Here is a 19841-nt window from a genome sequence, read left to right on the forward strand (position 1 = left end):
GTTCGAAACGGCGGAGCCGTTTCGTCATCACGAGACGCCTTCGGCGTCTCGAACGACAGCGAGCGCACCGAGCCCTCGCGGCTGGGGCTTTGGAAGTGTCCAGCACCGATCTACAGTCGGCTGTTTATCACTGAACGGCTGGCGCTTTGGAGGCGGCCTCCGTCGATCCGCTGATAACTACTTATAAACGAACGACCGGGGCTCTGAGAGCGTTCATCAAAGAATCGTTATTCGGGTATCGCCACCAGACTGCGACGCCGCTCGGTCGCTTATAAAGGCCGCACCAGACTGAATTCCCTTATTCCACGCGCTCGCCGCGCGCGAACACCGCGTCCGGGTCCTGCCACGCTTCGACGTCTTCGGTCGGGTCGGCGTCGAGGACGACGAGGTCCGCCCGATACCCCTCCTCGACGAGCCCGACGTCGTCGAGCCCGAGCAGGTCCGCGGCGTTGACGGTGGCCGCCTCCAGCGCGCGCTCTGGCGAGAGCCCGTAGTCGACCATGTACGCCATCTCCTGCGGGATTTCCCCGAAGAAGTTGAACGGCGTGCCCGCGTCGGTCCCCATCGCGATGGGAACCCCGGCCTCCAGGGCGTGGTCCCACGCGTCGTCGAAGCGGCCCGCGGCGTCCTCGGCCTTCGCGACGGCATCCTCGGGGATCCCGGCCTCGACGCCGTTGTCGACGATACCGCGGAGTGCGCTCGCGGTCGGTACCCAGTAGGTGCCGCGCTCGGCCATCATCTCGGCGGCCTCTCGGTCCATGAACGTCCCGTGTTCGACGCTGGAGATGCCGGCCTCGACGGCGTTTTTGATCCCCACTTCGCCGTGGGCGTGGGCCGCGGTCGGCGTGTCCGTCGGCGCGGCCGCATCGGTAAACGCGGCCAGCTCCTCGGGCGTCAGTTCGGGAGCGCCCGTCACCGCGCCCTCGGTGAGGACGCCGCCGGTGGCCATACACTTGAGCACGTCCGCGCCCGCCTTCAGCTGCTCGCGGGCCGCCTTCCGTACCTCCGCGGGGCCGTCCGCCTCGCGACCGAACCAGTTGCCGTGGCCGCCGGTCATGATCACGTTGCGGCCGCACGCGAGGACGCGCGGGCCGTCGATCTTCCCGGCGCTGACCGCCTCGCCCGCGTCGAGCGCGAGCGTCCCGCGGCTCCCGAGGTCGCGGACGGTCGTGACGCCGGCCGAGACGGCGGCGTCGAGGTTGCTCGCGGCCCGGTAGCTCGCGGTGTAGTCGCTGTCGGCGACCGCGGTCGAGACGTCCGGGCGCCCGTCCATCATGACGTGGACGTGCGCGTCGATCAGGCCGGGCGCGACGACCTGGTCGCCGACGTCGATTTCGGCCGGATCGCCCTCGCGCGCCGCGATCGCGTCGTCGACCGCTCCCGGCTCGCCGACCGCGACGACCTCGCCGTCCGCGACCGCCACGTCGGCCTCGCGGGTTCCCGCGGCGTCCACCACGCGACCGCCTCGCAGTACGTACATACCACCACGAGGGAGCCTCGGCGTCGTAAACGCTCGGGTCGCGGTAGTCGGGCGAGTCGAGCGAGCCGAGCAGAGGCCGGGTGAAAGGCGGCCAGAACCGCGTCTGCGCCCCTACTTATAAACAGATAGCCGAAGATGTCTCCGGTATGGCAAGTGATGACCAACCAAACCAAGGCGGCGGACTGTACGAGCGACGGATCGGCGCCCCGAAGACGACCGACGAGGTGAACGGCTACTGGCTGTTCGGGTTCGGAGTGCTGCTCGGCCTCGCCGGCGTCGTCGTGTTCCTCCTCACCGACTCGGCGACGGCCGCGCGCGGCATCGGGTACGCGCTCGCGGCGCTGGCCCCGGTGTTCGTGATGCTCGGAGCCGTGATCCGCTTCCCGCTCCGGCGGGGCGGGACCGCCCTCGGGTATCTGGGGACCGCCGTCAGCGTCCTCGGCGTCGTCTGGTTCGTGAGCATCTTCCCGGACGGCTGGTTCACGGTGTCCGGCGACCCGGCCGTGATCACGCTCTACGGCGTCGGGCTCCTCCTCATCGGGCTCGCCGGGACCGTCGTGCCGCTGCTCTCCGACCCCGTCTACGAGGACTACGACCGGATGCGGGGCGAGGCGGCCGCGGCGACCGAAGCGGCCGAGGAGATGAGCGGGGAACTGGAGGCGACCCGCGAGGAGCTGGCGTCGGCCGAGTCCGAGCTGGACGCGACCCGCGAGGAGCTCGCGTCCACCGAATCGGAACTCGAAGCGGCCCGCGAGGACCTGACGGCCGCGGAGGCCGCGGCCGCGTCGCTACGCGAGAGCAAGGCCCGGTTCGAGCTGTTCGATGACGCGAGCGGGCGGCCGCGCTGGCGGCTCCGCCACCGCAACGGCAACGTCATCGCGACCTCCGGGCAGGGGTACAGCAGCCGCGGGAAGGCCCAGCAGGGGCTCCACAGCGTGCGGCGGAACGCGCTCGGCGCGGGCCTCCTCCGGATCGAGACCCCCGTCGAGGCGGCGGCGGCGATCGCCGCCGACGACGGGCCGGAACCGGAAGACGCCGCTGAGCCGGACGTTGCCGTCCCGAGCGACGACGAGGAGGTCGCGAGCAACGCGACCTTCGAGCTGTTCGAGGACGCGGGCGGCGACTGGCGCTGGCGGCTCGTCCACGACAACGGAAACATCATCTCGGACTCCGGCGAGGGGTACGCCTCCAAGTCGAACGCCGAGCGCGCGCTCGGCCGGATCCGCGACCACGTCGCGGCCGCGGACTACCTCCGGATCGACCCCGCGGCGTTCGAGGTGTTCCGCGACGCCGCCGGCGAGTACCGCTGGCGGCTCGTCCACGAGAACGGGAACGTCCTCGCCGACTCCGGCGAGGGGTACGCCTCCCGGGCGAAGGCCGAGCAGGGGCTCGACAGCGTCAGGTCGAACGCCGGCGGCGCCGGGCTCGAATTCCCCGACGACGAGGACGCGGAGGGGCGAGCGGGCGACGGCGAAAGCAAGGCGACCTTCGAAGTGTACGAGGACAGGGGCGGCTCGTGGCGCTGGCGGCTCGTCCACGACAACGGGAACATCATCGCGGACGGCGGGGAGGGGTACGCCTCCAAGTCCAACGCGACGGACGCGGTCGAGCGCGTGAGCGAGTACGCGCCCGACGCGAGCGCCCTGGCGGCCGGGAGCGCGGCGTTCGAGATCTACGAGGACGCGAGCGAGGAGTGGCGCTGGCGGCTCCGCCACCGCAACGGTAACGTCCTCGCGGACTCGGGCGAGGGGTACGCCTCCCGGTCGAACGCCGTCGAGGCCGTGACCCGCGTGAAGGCGAACGCGCCCGGCGCGGAGACGGTCGAAAAGTAGAGTAGAAGCAGAAGCAAGCGGTCCGAGCGGTCATCGCGGTCGGTCGCGGCTTTTTCGATTCAGGTCGCCGCCAGCAGCTTCAACCGCAGCTCGCGCTCGTCGACCTCGTATTTGAACGCCGGGTTGCCGTCGACGAACACGTACGGGACGCGCTCGCCGTACTCGTCGGCCAGCTCCGGGTCGGTGTCGACGTCGACCTCGTCAAGGGCGACCGTCACGCCGTCGAGGTCGGCGCCGACGGACTCGATCGTCTCGCGGGCGACGACGCACAGCGAGCAGTCCTCGCGGGTGTAGAGGGTGACCGGGACGGTCGCGGGGTCGTCGTCGGGGCCGTCGCTTCCGGCCGCGTCACCGCTCGGCGCGTCGTCCCCAGTCACGCTTCCGCGTCGTCGTCTGTCAACAGCTCCTCGGCGACCGTCGCGGCGTCCAGCAGGTCGGGGTCGACCGCGAGGTCGGCGACCGTCGCGACGAACTCGGGCAGCGACCGGCTCGCGTACGTCACGACCCGGACATCGGGGTTCAGCTCCTTCGCGACCGGGATCCCGGTCGCCTCCTCGACGTCGGTGAGGACGAAGTAGGCGGCCGCCTCGATGCCGGCCTCGGAGAGCGCGTCGGCGGTGACGAGCCCCTCGATCCGGCGGATTTCGGCGCCGAGCGCGGCGAGCTCCTCGCCGAGCCCGTTCTCGTCGGGCCCGGCGACGACGGCGAGCGGGCCCTGGGCGCGGCCGCCGTCAGGGCGGGCGGGGGTCCCCGCCATCACTCGTACTCGATCGTCGCGGGCGGCTTGTGGGTCACGTCGTATACCACGCGCGCCACGTTCTCGTTCTCGCCGGTGATCCGGCTCTGGATCCGCTGGAGCGTGCTCCAGTCGAGCTCCTGCGCGCGGGCGGTCATCCCGTCGCGGCTCTCGACGGAGCGCACCGCGACCACCCAGCCGTGGACGCGGTTGTCGCCCTTGACGCCCGTCGCCTTGCCGAGGACCGCGGCGAACGCCTGCCACGGGTCGTACTCCGCTAACTCCTCCTCGACGACGTGGGTCGCCTCGCGGGCGACCGCGGCCTTCTCGGGAGTCACCTCGCCGACGATCCGGACGGCGAGGCCGGGGCCGGGGAACGGCATGCGCTCGGAGATGATCGCTTCGAGGCCGAGCGCGCGGGCAACCTCGCGGACCTCGTCTTTGTAGAGGTCGCGGACGGGCTCGACGATCCCCTCGAAGTCGACGACCTCGGGGAGCCCGCCGACGTTGTGGTGCGACTTGATGTTCCCCTCTGACTCGATGCGGTCCGGGTAGATCGTGCCCTGAACGAGGTAGTCGGCGTCGACGTCGCGGGCGACGGTCTCGAACTCGTCGATGAACCCCTCGCCGATGACGTGGCGCTTCTCTTCGGGGTCGGTGACGCCGTCGAGCCGGTCGAAGAACCGCTCTTGGGCCTCGATCACCCGCAGCGACTCCATGAAGTCGAACGTGTCGCGGATCTCCTCCGTCTCGCCTTTCCGCATCAGCCCCGTGTCGACGTAGACGGGGGTGAGCTGGTCGCCGACCGCCTCGTACGCGAGCGTCGCCGCGACCGAGGAGTCGACCCCGCCCGATAAGGCGATCACGGCGTTCGCGTCGCCGATCGCCTCCCGGATCTCCGCTTTCGCCTCCGCGATGAATTCCTCCGTCTCGACCATCTATAGCCTCACGTCCGCGTTCCGCTCGGTTGTGTCCGTCGATCCCAGCGCCGCCTCGACCAGAGATACGAACGGCGGACTCGCGCGGTCCGGCCGCGACCGGAACTCGGGATGGGCCTGCGTGCCGAAGAAGAACGGGTGGTCCGGGCGTTCGAGGATCTCCATCCGGTTGTCCGCGCGCCCGGAGAAGGCGAGGCCGTCGGCCTCCAACCGCTCGATGTACTCGGGGTTCACCTCGTAGCGGTGGCGGTGGCGCTCCGTACAGGAGTCGGCGCCGTACACCCGCGCCGCGAGCGTGTCGGGCTCGATGTCGGTCTCGTGGGCGCCGAGCCGCATCGTCCCGCCCATGTCCTCCGTCTCGTACTGGTCGGGGAGGAGGTCGATGACGGGGTGGGGCGTGTCGGGGTCGATCTCCGCCGAGTGCGCCCCGTCGAGCCCGAGGACGTTGCGCGCATGTTCGACGACGGCCATCTGGAAGCCTAAGCAGAGCCCGAGGAAGGGCACGTCGTTCTCGCGGGCGTAGCGGACCGCTTCGATCTTCCCATCCGTGCCGCGGGAGCCGAAGCCGCCGGGGACGACGACGGCGTCGGCCGAGGCGAGCCGCTGTTCGTGTTCCGCGCGCGTCTCGTCGGCGTCGACCCACAGCACGTTCACCTCGGTGCCGGTCTGGATGCCGGCGTGTTTCAGCGCCTCGTGGATCGACATGTACGCGTCTTCGAGGGCGTACTTGCCGACGAGGGCGATGTCGATCTCCTCCTCGCGGTCCCGGGTGACAAGCTCGCGCCACTCCGTCGAGCGCTCCGTCTTCGGGAGCGCCTCATCAGCGAGGCCGAGCCGCTCCATCACGTACTCGTCTAACCCCTCGTCTTCGACCATCAGCGGGACGTGGTAGATGTCCTCGACGTCGGGGTTCGAGAAGACGGCGTCCGTGGGCACGTCACAGAAGAGGGCGATCTTCTCTTTCGTCTCGGGGTCGAGCCGGTCCTCCGAGCGCCCGACGAGGATGTCGGGCTGGAGGCCGATCGAACGCAGCTCCTTCACGGAGTGCTGGGTCGGCTTCGTCTTCTGCTCGCCGTTCTTCGAGTAGGGGACGAGCGTGACGTGCGTGAAGAGGATGTCCTCGTCGTCCTCCTCGTGGGCGAACTGACGAAGCGCCTCGAGGAACGGCATCGACTCGATGTCGCCGACCGTCCCGCCGATCTCGACGAGGCAGACGTCAGAGCCCTCGGCGGCCTCGCGGATGCGGCGCTTGATGTCGTCGGTGACGTGCGGGATGATCTGGACGGTCTTGCCGAGGTAGTCGCCGGCGCGCTCGCGCTCGATGACGTGCTCGTACGTCTTCCCCGTGGTGACGTTGTGGTCGAACGTCATGTCGGTGCCGAGGAAGCGCTCGTAGTTGCCTAAATCGAGGTCGACCTCGCCGCCGTCTTTTAAGACGTACACCTCACCGTGCTCGTACGGGTTCATCGTCCCGGCGTCGACGTTGATATAGGGGTCCACCTTGACGGCGGTGACGTCGAAGCCCGCGTTGGCGAGAAGGCGCCCGGTGCTGGCGGCCGTGATGCCCTTGCCCAGCCCGGACATCACACCGCCCGTGACGAACACGAACTTCCGACCCAGCGACGGGTCGTACCCCGTGTCGGGATCTGCTGGCATATCGACCGTCCGGCAGGCCGGGTCAAAACCGTTTCGGACCCTCCGTTTCGGGTGGACGTTCGTGTTGATCTGGCGTGATGCGTGTCGATAGACGGAGGGTGAGGCGTCAACGTGGTGAGTGACGTCGTCGTACCGGGCTCTTATTTATAATTTGTTGACCGCGGATCGGCTGTGAAGGCCGCCAAATACCCAGCCGTTCGCTTTTAAATAGATGACTACAGATCGGTGGCGAACACCTCCAAAGCCCCAGCCACGAGGCGGGCGCACGCTCGCCGCGCTGCTCGGTCGCTCACTCCGTTCGCTCCCTGCGGTGCTCGCGTCGCCTGCGCCCGCCTCGCGGCTGCCCCTTTGAGTCCCGCCCCGCACAGCAACCGCACCTCACACCTCCCCAACCTCGTCGGCCTCCCTCCGGTCGGCCGACTCCCTCGCGCGTGCGACTCGCGCCCTACGGGCGCTCGTCGGCACGCGCCGACCGCGTCTATTTATAAATAGCAGTCGCTCGCGGCGTTCGAGTGACGTTTTGCGAGGGAAGAACGCTCCGAGAGCGCCCTTCCGCATCACGGGGGATGGACCCCGGCGATGCGAGGGGAGGGATTTGAACCACGGTCGCGCCAGAGGCGCTCCCTGATTCAAATCCTCCCCCGTGTGCATTCGCGCGTTGTGGACGCGCTCATGCGAGGGGAGGGATTTGAACCCACGGACCTCTACAGGAGCGGATCTTGAGTCCGCCGCCGTTTCCGGGCTTGGCTACCCTCGCACGCGGACTGGCGTTGTATCGGCCCCCCCTTTATGCCGTCGGTTCCGCGCCGACCAGCGTCGCCCGGAACCCGCCCTCGGCGGACTCGTCGATTTCGAGCGTCCACCCGTGCGCGGCCGCGACGCGCTCGACGATGGCGAGTCCGATCCCGATGCCGCCGCCGCGAGAGACGCCGAAGTCGACCAGTTCGTCGGTCCGACCCGCGGCGTCGGAGGCCGCCGCATCATCCGGGAGCCCAGGCCCGTCGTCGGCCACGTACACCCCCCGCTCATCGACGCCGACCCGGACCGTGACGGCGTCGCCGCCGTGGTCGAAGGCGTTGCCGATGAGGTTGCCGACCGCCCGCCGGAGCAGCATCGGGTCGCCGGTGACCGGCCCGGGGTCCTCGACGACGAGGTCCGCGTCGGCCGGCCGGTCGCCGAAGTCGCCCGACTCGAGGCAGTCGGCCGCGAGGTCTGCGAGGTCGACCGCGGCGTCCGCGGTCTCGATGTCGGCCGGGTCGCGGGCCATCACGAGCGCCTCGTCGATCATCGCCTCGATCCGGTCGAGCGCGTCCTCGGCGGCCGCCAACCCCTCCTTCTCGCCCGTGTCGCGCGCGAGGTTGACGTACCCCCGCGCGACCGACAGGGGGTTCCGGAGGTCGTGCGAGAGGAAGCCGGCGAGCCGTTCGAGCCGCTCGTTGAGCCGCTTTAGCTCCCGCTCGCGTTCGACCCGGTCCGTGACGTCGCGAATGACCCCGACCGCGCCGACGACCGACCCGTCGCGCTCGATGGGGGTCAGCCGCGTTTCGGTTGTCACTTCCCGGCCGTCCGCGAGCGTCGTCGTGAGCTGGACGCGCTCGTCGGCGGCGTCGCCGGCGAGGACGCGCTCGACGGCGGCCCGGTAACGGTCTCCCGTCTCCGCGCTCCAGTACCCCTCCTCGACGAGCCGCTCTGGGTGTTTCCCGTGGAGGACCGCCTCGTCGAAGCCGGTCACCTCGCGGAGGCGGTCGTTGACGAACGCGCGGTTCCGGTCGGCGTCGAGGACGTACGCCCCGTCGCCGAGGGCGTTCACGATCGACTCGGCGTGGTCGATCGGCATCGGCTCCGGCGGGGAGTCCATACGATCGGGACGGGCCGAAGGACCAAGTGTCTCTCGGGTAGCGGCAGGCGTGTCGGCCGACGCGCCGGCTCGTCCCGCCTTATCCCGCGATCAGCGCGACGCCGACGACCGCGAGGACGGCCGCGACGAGCCGGATCCGGAAGTGGCGCTCGCCGAGCAGCACGCCCCCGAGGACGACCGCGACGATCGCCTGCGTGTTGATCACCGGGGAGGCGACGCTCGCCGGCAGCGCCGCGAACGCGACCGTCGTCAGGTGTTCGCCCAGCGCGACGAGGGCGCCGGCCGCGAGGAACTTCGGGAGGTCGTCTCGACTCGCCTCGATCGGGGTCCGGGCCGCCGCGGGGAGCAACACGACGGCGACGCCGGCGAGCAGCAGCGGCACCCAGAGCGTGCCGGGGATCGCGAGCTCCTGGAGCGCGATCCGCTTGCCCACGTCGCCGACCGCGTAGCAGGCCGCGCTTGCGAGCGCCAGCTGCGCGGGTCGCGAGCGGGCGGCCCGGACGAACGGCGCGAAGAAGCTGCCCGGCTCGTAGTTCGCGACGTACACCGCGAGCGTGGTGACAACGACGCCGGCGACCTGGATCGGCGCCAGCACCTGCCCGAGCAGGCCGACCTCCAGCGGGAGGACGAACATCGGGATCACCTTGTTGATCGGCGCGACGTACGACACCGCGCCGTCCTCGATGGAGCGCAGGAAGAGGACGAAGGCGGCGGCCGTCGCGAGGCTCGTGACGGCGACGACGGCGAACCGCCGCGGGACGACGAACCCGGACAGGCCGGCCGCGGCGTCGCCGAAGCCGACCGTGAGCCCGGTTCCCGCGAGGAACCACCCGAGCGCCGCGGCGTTGATCGCCACCGTCAGCGCCGCGGGGGGATACTCGGCGAAGGCGCGCTTCAGGACGAAGAGGTACGTCCCCCAGACGACGGCGGCGGCGATCGCGAAGAGGAGTCCGGCGTCCATTCGTTCGACCCGAGCGCGACCGGCGGAAAGAAGGGTTCGATCTGGCCGCGGCGCGGCGCCGCCGCCCTCGGCGCGACGGCGGCTCGCCTCCCGCCGCGACACCCGCCTCTCCCCAGCCCCGCGAAACGGTTAGGTCGCTCCCCGGCGAACGACCCGCCCATGGACGAACACACCCGCGACCCGGGCGTCGCCCCGCCCCTCGGCAACCCGACCGGGTGGCACGCGGGCGACCGCGCCCCCGACTCGTCCGCGGCGGGCGACGAGGGCGGGTCCACAGCGAGCGACGAGGGCGGGTCGTCGGGGGGCCCGCCGGACGCGCGCGCGGTCGGCGGCTACTGGGAGCACGCGACGCTCCGGCGCGCGACCGAACACGGCGTGCGGCTGTTCAACGACGGCGCCTACCACGAGAGCCACGACTGCTTCGAAAGCGAGTGGTACAACTACGGCAGCGGCACCGTCGAGAGCGCCTTTCTCCACGGGATGGTCCAGGTCGCGGCCGGCGCGTACAAGCACGTCGACTTCGAGAACGACGCCGGAATGCGGTCGCTATTCGAGACGGCCCTCCAGTACCTCGACGGCGTCCCGGGCGACTTCTACGGGGTCGACGTCGACGACGTCCGGGAGACCCTCCGGGCCGCGCTCGACGACCCGAGCGCGGTCGACGGCTGGCGGATCACTCTCGACGACGCCCGCCCGCCGGCGTACCCCGCCGACTACGAGTACGCGGAGCGCGTCGACGAGGAACACTGAGGATCGCTCCGGATCCGAACGCCACTTATCCGCCGCGCGCCTGCGTGTCGTATGGAGATTCACGATCTGGGCGACGGCGAGCCCGAGGTCGCCGTCGTCGGCGCGATCCACGGCGACGAGCCCTGCGGCGCCCGCGCCGTGGAGCGCCTGCTCGACGCCGACCTCGACCCCGAGCGGCCGGTGCGGCTGATCGTCGCCAACGAGGCGGCGCTCGACGCCGGCGAGCGGTACCTCGACGCCGACCTCAACCGCGCGTTCCCGGGGAACCGCGACGCGGACGCGCATGAGGTGCGGCTCGCGGCCGAACTCGTCGACGCGCTCGCGGGGTGTACCACCCTCGCGATCCACTCGACGCAGTCGTACGCGGAGCCGTTCGCCGTCATCGACTCGATGGACGAGGTGACCCGCGCGGTCGCCCCGCACCTCCCGGTCGACGCCGTGATTCAGACGGACGCGTTCACCGAGGGCCGGCTCATCGAACACCCGCACACGCTCGAGGTGGAGGCCGGGCTCCAAGGCTCCGACGCCGCGGCTGACAACGCCTACTGGCTCGCCCGCGCGTTCCTCGCCGCGACCGGCGCCATCTCCGCGCCCGGCGCCGACGACGTGGTGGACGCCGGCGGGCGGGAGGACGTCTCGGTGTTCCGGCTCCGCGAGCGGATCCCGAAGCCCGACGCGGAGGCGTACGAGGTGTTCGCGCGCAACTTCGAGCGCGTCGAGTCCGGCGAGCGGTTCGCGGCCGCCGACGGCGAGCCGCTGCTCGCCGACGACCCCTTCTACCCCGTGCTGCTGTCGCCGAACGGCTACCGCGACCAGTTCGGCTACGTCGCCGACCGCGTCGGGACGCTGGAGTAGCGGGCCTCTCTCCTCCCTGACCGCGGCGCGCGGCCGGCCCCTCGGCTCCTACTCGACCAGTTCGATCGCGTCGTCGCCGTTCGGCACGACGCAGATGAACGCGCCGGGCTCGTCGCCCTCGTTGCGGTACCAGTGTTCGACGCCCGCGGGGATGAGGAGGGCGTCGCCGGGCGACACCGTCTGCTCCTCGTCGTCGATACCGACGACGTACTCGCCGGCGAGGACGTACTGCTCGTGTTCGACCGCGTTGGTGTGGCGGGGGACCTCGGCGCCGGGCGCGAGCTCGAACCGGCGCATCGCGAAGTTCGGGGCGCCGTCGGACTCGTCGAGGAGGACGCCCTTCGAGAGCCCCTCCGCGGCCGCGACGGGCTCGTAGTCGACGTCGTCGCCGCGCTTCACGACCGGGTCGGCGTGGGCTGTGTCGCTCATAGGCGTCACTGACGGGGCCCGTGTATTTAACCGATCACCGGCCGAACTCGAGGGTATGCGTGGAATCAAGATCGGGAGCGCGTTCGGCATTCCGATCCGGCTCAACTGGACGTTCCTGATCGTCTTACCGCTCTTCGCGTACCTCATCGGCGGACAGGTCGGCACCATCGCGGAGGTGATGAACGAGACCGCCGGCCTCGGGATCGACGCGACCGCCGTCGCCGCCGGCAACACCCCGTGGCTGCTCGGGCTGGCGGCCGCGGTGGGGCTGTTCGTCGGGGTGTTGCTCCACGAGTTCGGTCACTCGCTTGTCGCCATGCGCTACGGCTACGAGATCGAGTCGATCACGCTGTGGCTGCTCGGCGGGCTCGCCAGCTTCGCCGAGTTCCCCGAGGACTGGAAACACGAGTTCTGGATCGCGATCGCCGGCCCGCTCGTCAGCGTCGCGGTCGGGGTCGCCTGCTACGGGGTCGTCCTCGTCGCGCCCGTCGGCTCCGACGCCCTCCTCTTCGTGTTCGGCTATCTCGCGCTGTTGAACATCGTTCTCGCCGTCTTCAACATGCTCCCCGCGTTCCCGATGGACGGCGGGCGGGTCCTCCGGGCGCTGCTCGCGCGGAGCCAGCCGCACGCGCAGGCGACCCAGCGGGCCGCCGCCGTGGGGAAGGTGTTCGCGTTCCTGATGGGGATCATCGGCCTGTTCACCTTCCAGCTACTGCTCATCGTGCTGGCCTTCTTCGTCTACATCGCCGCCTCCGGCGAGGCCCAGCAGACGACGCTGAAGGCCGCCTTCGAGGGCGTCACCGTCACGGACATCATGACACGACGCGAGGACCTCCACACGGTGACCGAGGACACCTCCGTCGCCGACCTGATGAGCCGGATGTTCGAGGAGCGTCACACCGGCTACCCCGTCCTCGACGGCGACGAGCTCGTCGGGATGGTCACGTTAGAGGACGCTCGCTCGGTCCGCGAGGTCGAGCGCGACGCCTACCGCGTCGACGACGTGATGGCGACCGACCTCGTCGCCGTCGACCCCGGCGCGGATGCCCTGACCGCGCTCCAGACGATGCAGGAACACGACGTCGGCCGGCTCCCCGTGGTCGACGCCGCCGGCGAGCTCGTCGGCCTCATCTCCCGGTCGGACCTGATGACCGCGTTCAACATCATCCAGACCGGCGGTACCCCGGGCGTCGTCAGCGGCCGGCGACAGGGGGCTGGCGACGAGCCGCGGATCCTCTAATTCTGCGGTCGGCGGACACAACCGGCCTCCCCCGGCGTGGGGTATATACGCGGCAACGACTTACCTCGGTACGTGACAACCCGGACCATCCGCGCCCGCGACCGGCCGGTGTTCGGCGTCGACGTCCACAGCGGCGACGTCCGCGGCGACAGTCCCTCCTACGCGCTCGTCATCCTGGACCCCGTCGACGAGGACGATCCGGACGCTCCGGACGCGGACGGCCCGATGGCTCGGATCACCCGCGACGTCGTCTCCTTCCGGAAGCTCTGCCGGCTGATCGACGACCGGGAGCCCCTCTACGTCGCCACCGACAACGCCTACGAGCTGGCGGCCGACAAGAACGAACTGGTGGGATTCCTGCGATCCTTGCCGGACGGCACCCGGCTCGTCCAGGTGACCGGCGCGGAGCGCCCGGAGCCGCTCTCGCGGGTCGCCTCCCGACACGGGATCCCGTACGGGAAGAAGCCGATGAAGGAGGCGGAGGCGGCCGCGCGGCTCGCGGCGGCCAACGTCGGCCACGAGGTGACCGCGTTCACCGACGAGACGCGGGTGAAGGTGTCTCGCGGCCGCTCGACGGGCAAGGGCGGGTGGAGCCAGGACCGGTACACCCGGCGGATCCACGGCAACGTCAGGAAGCGGACGCGCCAGGTCCAGTCGAAGCTGAAGGAGGCGAACCTCGACTTCGAGCGCGACGTGACAGAGAAGTACGGCGGCTACGCGAACGCGACGTTCACGGTCGAAGCGCGCCCCGAGGACATCCCGGTCTCGAACTCGCGGGCCGGCGACGTGCGCGTCGAGGTCGAGCGCGAGCGCCGCGACGGCATCGAGTACGAGCCGCTCGTGAAGCGGCGCGACCGCGTCATCGTCGGGATCGACCCCGGGACGACCACCGCGGCCGCGGTCGTCGGCCTCGACGGCACCGTCCACGCGCTCTACTCCTCGCGGACCGGCGACACCGCCGAGGTGACCGAGTGGATCGTCGAGCAGGGCCGCCCGATCATCGTCGCCGCCGACGTCGAGCCGATGCCGGAGACGGTCGAGAAGTTCCGGCGCTCGTTCGACGCCGCGGGGTGGAAGCCCACCACCGACCTCCCGGTCGACGAGAAGCTCCACCGCACCCGCGAGGCGAGCTACGCGAACGACCACGAGCGCGACGCGCTCGCGGCCGCGCTGTACGCCTACGACGACCACGAGGACCAGTTCGAACGGATCGCCGCGAAGACGCCGCCGCGGCTCGATCGCGAGGCGGTGATCGCCGGTGTCGTCGCGGGCGAGTCGTCGGTCGAGGCCGTTATCGCGGACCTGAGCGAGGACGACGGCGACGAGGGCGACAGTGGCGGGAACGAGGCGAAGGGCGACCCGACCGAGCCCGAGCGCACCGAGGAGGAGGAGACGATCCGGCGGCTCCGCGAGCGCGTCGACCGGCTGGAGTCGCACGCCGAGTCGCTCGAAGGCGACCTCGACGAGCGCGACGACCGGATCGCGGAGCTGGAGGGCGAGTTGGAGGAGGCGAAACGCGAGGAGCGCATCGAGGCGCGCACGCGACGGGCGGTCTCGCGGCTCGAACGCGAGACGGACCGGTTAGAGCGCGAGCGCGACGAGGCCCAAGAGCGCGTCGAAGACCTCGAACGCAAGGTGGAGACGCTAAAGGAGCTGTGGCGCCTCGACCACTCGAACTTCGGCGACGTCGCCGAGGGGCGGGGGCTCGTGAGCGTGAAGATCGTCGAGCAGTTCACGCTCGACGCGCTCGACGCCGCGGACGACGCGTACGGGCTCGTCGCCGGCGACGTGGTGTACCTGCGGGACGCTTCGGGGGCCGGGCGCCGGACCGCGGAGCGGCTCGTCGAGACGGAGCCGCGGGCCGTGATCCGCGGCGAGGGGAACCTCTCGGACGTCGCGGACGCGGTGCTGTTCGAGCGGGGGGTACCGGTGGTGCCCGCCGACGCGGTGCCGGTCCGCGAGGTGGACGAGTTGGCGGTCGCAAGCGAGGAGGACCTCGCCGCCGCCGTCGACGACTGGGAGGAGGAGGCCGCGGAACGCCGGCGTGACCAGAAGGCAGAGCGGATCGACCGGATCATCTCCGAACACCGCGCGGGGCGGACGCTGCCCGAAACCGAGAAGTGAGCGCGGCGGGACGCCCTCGTCGTCGCGAGGTGCTCGACCGCCGCGCTGACCGCGCTCCGCGTGATCCGTCGGCACGCATCCAGAAGTCATATGTCCGGTAACGTACAGTCGGACGTATGGACGCTCACGAGCTGATCACCCGGAACGCGGCCGAGGTGGTCACCGAGGAGGAGATCGAGGCGCTGGCCGACGACCCCGAGGGCAAGCGGGCGTACGTCGGCTACGAGCCTTCGGGAGTCCTCCACATCGGCCACATGCTCACCGCGAACAAGCTCATCGACCTCCAGGAGGCGGGCTTCGAGGTGACCGTACTGTTGGCCGACGTGCACGCCTACCTCAACGACAAGGGGTCCTTCGAGGAGATCCGCCACACCGCAGAGCGGATGCGAGACCAGTTCATCGCCTACGGGCTCGACGAGTCGAACACGCAGTTCGTCCTCGGCTCCGACTTCCAGCTCGACGACGACTACACGCTCGACCTCCACGCCTTAGAGCTTGAGACCACCCTCGCCCGCGCCGAACGCGCGATGGCCGAGATCAGCTCGGGCGACTCGGTGAAGGTGTCGCAGGCCGTCTACCCGCTGATGCAGGCGCTCGACATCCCGTACCTCGGCGTCGACGTCGCGGTCGGCGGGATGGAGCAGCGGAAGGTCCACATGCTCGCGCGCGACGTGCTGCCGAGCATCGACCGCGAGCCGCCGACGAGCCTCCACACGCCGCTCATCGCCGACCTCGGCACCGGCCGCGGGAAGATGTCCTCCAGCGAGGGCGTCACCATCTCGATGGAGGACTCCCGCGCGGACATCGAGTCGAAGGTGAACGACGCCTACTGCCCGCCGACGGCCGACCCCGAGCCGACCGACGACGGCGTCGAGCGCGACAACCCCGTCCTCCAGGTGTTCGAGTACCACGTGTTCCCGCGGTTCGACGCGGTCACCGTCGAGCGCCCGGAGGAGTACGGCGGAAACCTGGAGTACGACGCCTACGGCGACTTGGAGGCCGATCTGGAGTCCGGCGAGCTCCACCCCGCGGACGCGAAGGGCGCGCTCGCGGAGTACCTCGACCGCCTCATCGCGCCGGGGCGCCAGCAGCTCGCAGAGTAGTCGGCGTCATCCGGCGTTCGGGTCCGGGGATTCGGTCTTTTCGCTGCTCGTCGCGTATCCGTCGAGCGAGCAGGTTCCGTCCAGACAGCCGAGTCCGGCCGCCGTCTCGAAGACGGGGAGCCCGCAGTCGCACTCGTCGACGACGACGCCCGCCGGGAACGAGAAGGTGGTCTCGCAGTCGGGGTAGTTCTCGCAGCCGAGGTAGACGCGGCCGGGCGCCGAGCGCACGCGGAGATCGCCCTCGCAGTCCGGACAATCCCAGATTCCGTCGAACCGGTCGCTGACCGCGTCCTCCATCGGGTCACAGGCGGGGTCGAGACAGAGGTGGAACGGCTCGCCGCGCTCGACGCGGATCTTCGGGAGCCCGCAGTCGTCGCAGGTCGCGTCCGTCACGCTCGCGCCCGCCGGGAGCCCCCAGCGTTCCTCGCAGTCGAGACAGACGACGTCGCCGCGCGAGCGCACGAGCGGCCCGCCGTCATCGGGGCAAGTCCCCACCGGGACGCCCGCCTCGGTGACGGGAAGGGCGCGGCTGGCGGTCGCCTCTTCAGTGACCACCCGGAGCCGGCGGGAGCCGTCGCGGGCGGTGACGGTGAACCCGTCACCGTCGCCCTCGACGACGACGCTCTCGGGCCGGGTGAGCCACGCGACGGGCTGGTAGCCGTCGGCGTCGTGGACGAGCGTCGTGTCGTCGGGCTTTATCAGGACGACGACGCGCCCGCGATGGGTGCGGGTGCGGTCGCCGCGGTCGGTCACTACGCAGTCGCCGGCGAGCACGCGGAGTCGTTGCGGCATGGGACGGGTGGCCGCGGTATGGGTGAAAAGCGGTCGTTACGGGGGTTTAAACGGGATACGTGGCGGGTCTCGAGGAGTGGGGATGATGCGGGAAGGGCGCGAATCGCTCGGACGCTCCGATTGTTTATTTATAAATGGTCGCTGCCGGATCGACGGCGAACACCGCCAAATCACCAGCCGCTCGCTTATAAATAGGCGATACCGGATCGAAGGCCAACGCCGCTAAAGCCCCAGCCGCGAGGACTCGCGCGGCTCGTTGCGCGCCTCACTCGGTCGCTTGCGCTCCCTCGTTCGGTGCTTCCGTCGCCGTGCTTCGTCCTCGCGGCAGCGTGGCGCTACGCGCCACGGGCAGCCGGCGGCGAAGCCGCCGGCGACTGCCCCTTTGAGTCCCGGCCCGAACCGCACAGCACCGCAGCCTCACACCTCCCCAGCCTCGTCGCTGGCGCCGGCGGCGCCAGCGACTCCCTCGCGCGTGCGACTCGCGCCCTCCGGGCGCTCGTCGGCACGCGCCACCGTCGTTTATTTATAAGTCACCGTCGCAGCCGACCGTTCGCAAAATTGGAGTCCTGCGCGGCGAGCCTACTCGACCCGAACCTTTCGGGTCGCCGTGACCGGCAACAGCGGCAGGTCGGGGAAGACGACCTCGACGACGAACTCCAGTTCGTCGGCGTCCGGCGGTCCGAACACGCCGACCGGGAGCGTCGCCTCGCCGTCGAGGTACGTCGTCGTCGCGGTCATCTCCACGTCGTTGACGGTGACCCGGATCCCCGCGCGGGCGCTCCCGGAGACGGCGGCCACGGCGACCTCACACATCTCGTTTTCGCCGACGGCGATCGCCTCGGGGAAGTCGCCCCAGTCGACGTCGATCCGGGGACAATCGCGCGCGGCGTCGACGATGCGCTCCGCGACGGAGCCGCTCATGCCGGCGTTTTCGAGTTCGCTCGCGCCGGCGTCGACGACGTCGGCGGGGGAAGTGAGACCGGCGTCAGCGAGGCGCTCGGCGCGCCCGGAGCCGACTCCCTCGATCGCGGTGAGCGCGACCGCCTCGCGGGAGACGCCGTGTTCGACGCGCGCCTCGACGCGGCGCGCGAGGTTGGCGGCGCGGGGGCCGGCGAAGCGGTCGAGGAACTCCGCGAGCGCCGCGAGCAGTCGGAGCGCGTTCTGCCGGATCACCCACGCATCCGACCGGAGGTCGGCGGGGATCGAGTCCGCCATCCCGGCGAGCAGGATGGCGAACACCTTGCGGTGGCCGTCCTCCAAATCGGTGTCGCGGCCGTCGAGGATCCGGTCGATCGCGTCCGACTCGGCCGAGCGCGCCGAGACGGAGTCGAACTCGCCGGCCGACGCGACCGTCGCTAACACCGAGTCGACCGTCAGCGTCTCGCGGTCGGCGAGGCGCCGGAACACGCGCGCGGTGTCCAGGCGGAGGTAGTACTTCGAGGCGAGCCGGCCGAGGGAGGTGGGCTCGATCGCGAGGTCGTCGTCGGCCGCGACGAACCCGTCGTCGACGAGCGATTCGAGCGTGTCGCGCACGCGGTCCCGGAGCGTCGGGAAGTCGTACGCGTCCGGCTCCGACCGCGCGCGGACGTAGTAGAAGGTCGTCTCGAGCCACGCCATCACGTCCTCTAACCCCCGGATCGTCCCCATCGCGATCTCGGCGTTGAGGTGCGACTCGAGGTCGGCGGCGAGCCGCGACTCGATCTCTTTGCCCTCGCGTAGCAGCTTCCGGTACTTGTCTGCGTCCGCGCGGTCGCAGACCACCCAGCCGTACCCCACGTCGTCGTACTCCGGCCGACCGGCGCGCCCGAGCATCTGGAGCACGTCCAGCGGGGAAATGTCCGTCTCCCCCTCCAGCGGGTCGTGATACTTCGTGTCGCGGATGACGACGCAGCGCGCCGGGAGGTTCACCCCCCACGCGAGCGTCGACGTCGAGAAGAGGAACTTGATCTTCCCCTGCTTGAACCACTCCTCGACGCGGTCGCGGTCGTCCTTCCCGAGCCCGGCGTGGTGAAAGCCGACGCCGTCGGTGACCGACTGGCGGAGCGTGTCGTTCGTCAGCTCCGTCGCCTCGTTGTGGAAGTCGTAGTCGTCCCGGGAGTCGATTGGGATGTCCCGTTCGGTGATCTCGTCGCGCGCCTTCTTCGCCGCCTGGACCGTGTCCTGCCGCGAGGAGACAAACACGAGGGCCTGCCCGTCCTCGCGGACGTGCGGCTCGGCCAGGTCGAGCGCGCGGTAGAGCCGGCGGTACTTGTCGGCGAACGCGTTCGAGCCGTGCGAGTACGTCTTCACGCCGGTCTCGAGGTCGACGGGGCGGTACTCGTCGCCGAACGCGTAGGTCGTCTCCGCGGGCGCGTCCAGCCACTCCGCGACGTCGGCGATGTTCGGCATCGTCGCCGAGAGCGCGACGACGCGCGGGTCCTGAAGCCGGCGGAGCCGCGAGACGGTCACCTCCAGCACCGCGCCGCGCTTCTCGGAGTCGAGCAGGTGGACCTCGTCGATGACGACGCAGTCCACGTCGGTGATAAAGGAGTAGCGCGCGGAGTCGTGCTTCCGCGTCGCGCTGTCGGCCTTCTCGGGGGTCGTCACCAGCACGTCCGCGCGCTCGGCGCGCCGGGGGTTCAAGTCGCGCTCGCCGGAGACGACGTAGACGGAGTAGCCCAGCTCCTCGAAGCGCTCCCACTCGCTCTCCTTCTCGTTGGTGAGCGCGCGCAGCGGCGCGATGAAGAGCGCAGTCCCGCCGGCGGCGAGCGTCTTACAGATGGCGAGCTCGGCGAGCGCCGTCTTCCCGGATGCCGTCGGCGCCGAGGCGACCACGTTGTGGTCGGTCTCTAGGATGCCCGGGAGCGCCTCCCGTTGCATCCGGTTGAACTCGTCGAACCCGAAGGCGTCGGCGAACTCCGGCACCGCGTCCGCGACCTTCACGGCACACCACACCCGTGCGCGAGCCGTCGGGAACCGCGGCTGTGTCGCATCGGATCGAGACGGGGGCTTCGAGGGCAAAGGCGTTTCTCATGCGGCCGCGACGGGGCGGGGCGGTCGCGAGCGCCAGCGGAGGCGCTCGCCGCGCGCCGCAGGGCCGCCGCGCTC

General features: G+C 70.5%; 16 protein-coding genes and 1 tRNA gene. 6 read left to right on the forward strand and 11 right to left on the reverse strand.

What is annotated here, in order from left to right:
• Positions 1–298: 298 nt before the first annotated feature.
• Entirely contained in the window at positions 299–1480 is a 1182-nt protein-coding gene (locus F3H13_RS09680) for a metal-dependent hydrolase family protein (protein WP_188128043.1), read from the reverse strand.
• Between the two features lie 146 nt (positions 1481–1626).
• Between F3H13_RS09680 and F3H13_RS09685 the strand changes: the two genes are divergently transcribed.
• A complete protein-coding gene (locus tag F3H13_RS09685) occupies positions 1627–3312 on the forward strand; it encodes an HVO_2922 family protein (protein ID WP_149798832.1) in 1686 nt (561 codons plus the stop codon).
• Between the two features lie 59 nt (positions 3313–3371).
• On the opposite strand, the gene F3H13_RS09690 is transcribed toward F3H13_RS09685, so the two are convergent.
• The 7 genes from F3H13_RS09690 to F3H13_RS09720 form a co-directional block, all read right to left on the reverse strand.
• A complete protein-coding gene (locus F3H13_RS09690) occupies positions 3372–3689 on the reverse strand; it encodes a glutaredoxin family protein (protein ID WP_149798833.1) in 318 nt (105 codons plus the stop codon).
• Positions 3686–4069, reverse strand: a complete 384-nt coding sequence (locus tag F3H13_RS09695) for a DUF7126 family protein (protein WP_149798834.1) — start codon at positions 4067–4069, stop codon at positions 3686–3688. Before F3H13_RS09695 ends, F3H13_RS09690 begins: the two co-directional genes overlap by 4 nt.
• The gene (gene guaA / locus F3H13_RS09700) at positions 4069–4986 is read right to left on the reverse strand and encodes a glutamine-hydrolyzing GMP synthase (RefSeq protein WP_149798835.1); all 918 of its coding nucleotides are present in this window, start codon (positions 4984–4986) and stop codon (positions 4069–4071) included. The genes F3H13_RS09695 and guaA overlap by 1 nt, the downstream gene beginning before the upstream one ends.
• Positions 4987–6642 (reverse strand): CTP synthase, encoded by a 1656-nt coding sequence (locus F3H13_RS09705; protein ID WP_149798836.1) that lies wholly within the window; start codon positions 6640–6642, stop codon positions 4987–4989.
• Between the two features lie 673 nt (positions 6643–7315).
• A tRNA-Leu gene (locus tag F3H13_RS09710) sits at positions 7316–7399 on the reverse strand.
• Positions 7400–7429: 30 nt separating this feature from the next.
• Positions 7430–8500, reverse strand: coding sequence for a sensor histidine kinase (locus F3H13_RS09715; RefSeq protein WP_149798837.1), 1071 nt, complete (start codon positions 8498–8500; stop codon positions 7430–7432).
• A gap of 79 nt (positions 8501–8579) precedes the next feature.
• Positions 8580–9461 carry an EamA family transporter gene (locus F3H13_RS09720; protein ID WP_149798838.1) on the reverse strand — a complete coding sequence of 294 codons (882 nt, stop codon included), beginning with the start codon at positions 9459–9461 and terminating at the stop codon, positions 8580–8582.
• A gap of 159 nt (positions 9462–9620) precedes the next feature.
• On the opposite strand from F3H13_RS09720, the gene F3H13_RS09725 reads away from it, so the two are divergent.
• Both F3H13_RS09725 and F3H13_RS09730 read left to right on the forward strand, forming a co-directional pair.
• Positions 9621–10211: a DUF309 domain-containing protein gene (locus F3H13_RS09725; protein WP_149798839.1), complete on the forward strand. Its 591-nt coding sequence runs from the start codon at positions 9621–9623 to the stop codon at positions 10209–10211.
• Positions 10212–10262: 51 nt separating this feature from the next.
• The gene (locus tag F3H13_RS09730; protein WP_149798840.1) at positions 10263–11066 is read left to right on the forward strand and encodes a M14 family metallopeptidase; all 804 of its coding nucleotides are present in this window, start codon (positions 10263–10265) and stop codon (positions 11064–11066) included.
• Positions 11067–11114: 48 nt separating this feature from the next.
• Here the strand turns inward: F3H13_RS09730 and F3H13_RS09735 are convergent, their stop codons facing one another.
• Positions 11115–11495, reverse strand: a complete 381-nt coding sequence (locus F3H13_RS09735; RefSeq protein ID WP_149798841.1) for a cupin domain-containing protein — start codon at positions 11493–11495, stop codon at positions 11115–11117.
• A gap of 55 nt (positions 11496–11550) precedes the next feature.
• Between F3H13_RS09735 and F3H13_RS09740 the strand changes: the two genes are divergently transcribed.
• From F3H13_RS09740 to F3H13_RS09750, 3 genes are all read left to right on the forward strand, one after another.
• Complete coding sequence (locus F3H13_RS09740) at positions 11551–12735, forward strand: CBS domain-containing protein (RefSeq protein WP_149798842.1); 1185 nt, start codon at positions 11551–11553, stop codon at positions 12733–12735.
• A gap of 72 nt (positions 12736–12807) precedes the next feature.
• Positions 12808–14859: a DUF460 domain-containing protein gene (locus F3H13_RS09745; RefSeq protein WP_149798843.1), complete on the forward strand. Its 2052-nt coding sequence runs from the start codon at positions 12808–12810 to the stop codon at positions 14857–14859.
• Between the two features lie 116 nt (positions 14860–14975).
• Entirely contained in the window at positions 14976–15962 is a 987-nt protein-coding gene (locus tag F3H13_RS09750; protein WP_149798844.1) for a tyrosine--tRNA ligase, read from the forward strand.
• Positions 15963–15968: 6 nt separating this feature from the next.
• On the opposite strand, the gene F3H13_RS09755 is transcribed toward F3H13_RS09750, so the two are convergent.
• Both F3H13_RS09755 and F3H13_RS09760 read right to left on the reverse strand, forming a co-directional pair.
• Positions 15969–16754, reverse strand: coding sequence for a topoisomerase DNA-binding C4 zinc finger domain-containing protein (locus F3H13_RS09755; RefSeq protein ID WP_188128044.1), 786 nt, complete (start codon positions 16752–16754; stop codon positions 15969–15971).
• A gap of 579 nt (positions 16755–17333) precedes the next feature.
• Positions 17334–19676, reverse strand: a complete 2343-nt coding sequence (locus F3H13_RS09760) for a DEAD/DEAH box helicase (protein WP_149798845.1) — start codon at positions 19674–19676, stop codon at positions 17334–17336.
• Positions 19677–19841: the final 165 nt, after the last annotated feature.

Origin of the sequence: Halorubrum xinjiangense, assembly GCF_900102375.1 — an archaeon.
GTDB lineage: Archaea > Halobacteriota > Halobacteria > Halobacteriales > Haloferacaceae > Halorubrum > Halorubrum xinjiangense.